The organism is Nonomuraea sp. NPDC005501 (assembly GCF_040605905.1).
Lineage (GTDB): Bacteria > Actinomycetota > Actinomycetes > Streptosporangiales > Streptosporangiaceae > Nonomuraea.
This window is the reverse complement of the sequence record NZ_JBEXDT010000215.1, coordinates 1-1,838: the sequence shown is the minus strand read 5'-3', so window position 1 is coordinate 1,838 and position 1,838 is coordinate 1. Positions and strand designations below refer to the sequence as shown.

Sequence of the window (1,838 nt, the reverse complement as noted above, 5' to 3'; positions counted from 1 at the left end):
CCCGGCCGCGAGCCAGGCCGACGCGCTCGCGGCCACGCTCACCGGACGCCCGCGCAGGTCCGGCAGGGCGGCCCACGGCACGGTGTGCAGCGGCCCGGCGGGCACCACCACCAGCGGCCGATCGCCCACGTCCGCCTCGACCGGCCGAAACAGCAGCCGCCCGACCTCCCGCGCCGCCTCCCACACCGGATCACCCGGACCGTGGGCCGGACGCTCCAGGGCCGCCCGGTTCGCGGGCGGGCCGTCGCCGAGGGTGTGGCGGCGCAGGGCGTAGCGCAGGTGGATGACCGCCTCCGCGACCTCCTCCAGGCCACCCAGCCGCCGCACCACCGCCTGCTCCTCCGTCACCACCACGGCCACCAGCGACCCCCCGACCGCCACGAACTCCACCAGCGCCATGCCGTGCCGCCCCACCCCACAGGGCTCCGTCCCACCCTCCCGGACCGCGTCCTGCGCCGCCCCACCACTCCTGCCTCCACCCGGCGCCGTTCCACACGCCCGGCTCCCGTCCGGCGACGCCTCGCTCAGCGCGGCGCGCACCTCGTCCAGGTCCGCCACGTGCGGCGGGGGCGCGGCCACGGCCCGCCAGCGCTCGGCCCAGGCGAACACCTCGGCCGCGTCCCGGTCGCGGACCGCCAGCCGCAGCCCCAGCCCGGCCAGCCGCTCACCGGCCCGTGCCATGTGCGCCCGCAGCGCCGGGTCGTCGAACGCGCCGGCCTGACTCCCGACCTCGGCCAGCCCGTCACGGGCGGCACGGAGCGCGGCGGCGGTGTCGCCCCGCAGCTCCGCCTCCAGCGCCATGGCGTGCCCCAGCACCGGCCCCGGCACCCGCCGCACCACGGGCGCCTCGGGCGCACGGACCAGCTCCTGCAGGGCGGGCGGTAGGGACGCCACCTTGGCAGGCGTCACACCCCGTCCCCGTCCCTGGCCGCGCCCGTGATCGGCAGCCCCCGTCTCCGAGCCCGCGCACGCCGCCGAGCCGCCGGCCGAGCCGCCCCGCACGGCCGGCGATGCGTCGCCGGGCACGGTCGTCAGGTGGGTGAGCTGGGTGAGGGCCGTCGGGCGGTCGTCCAGGGCGAGGGCGACCTCGGCCGCCTCCAGGCGGAGGGCGGCGGCGCCCGCCTGGTGGGCGGGGTCGCGTTCCAGCTCGCCGGCGCACGCCACCAGAGCGGCCAGCAGCTCGGGCGCCGGACCGTCCAGGGCCAGGCGGGCACGCAGGACCACCTCACGGGCGAGCGGTAGCCAGGAGCGCCTGCCCTGCGCCTCCAGGTCGCGGGCCGCCCGCTCGGCGACCGCCAGGGCCCGCCGTGCGTCACCCGTCAGCAGCTCCGCCCTGGCCAGCTTCAGCCGGGCGTCCGCCAGCGCGACGTGTGCCCCGGACGCCTCCAGGTCGGGTACGGCCCGGCTGAGCAGCTCTCTGGCCTCGCCGGGCTGCTGCGCGGCCAGCAGGGCGCCCGCGAAGTCGGCCCGCATCGTGGCCAGCCGCTCAGGGAAGCCGAACAGGGCGTCCTCGGCCGCCCGGTAGTGGCCGAACGCGCCGGCCACGTCGCCCCGTCGTACGGCCACGAAAGGCAGGTTGGCGGCGGCCAGGCGCGCGAGGTGGTCGAGCCCGGCGTGCCGGGCGAGCTCCAGGCAGGCGGTGACGTCGTCCATGGCGGCGTCCCAGTCGCCGCGGAAGGCGTGGACCAGCCCGCGGTTGAGCAGCCCTCCGGCCAGGAACCTGTGGTCGTCGACGGTGCCCGGCGCCGAATCCGTCCTTCTGCCCGTCGATCCAGCCGTAGCAGAGGGCCACATCGAGCGCCTGGAGGTAGTCCAGCGCATCGACGCCCGCCACCTTC

Annotated in this window: 1 pseudogene; it reads right to left on the bottom strand. The window is 78.4% G+C overall.

The annotated features are described in order from the left end of the window. A pseudogene (locus ABZS51_RS42630) lies at nt 1–1,821 on the bottom strand (hypothetical protein); the annotation flags it as partial. Between the last annotated feature and the right edge of the window lie 17 nt (nt 1,822–1,838).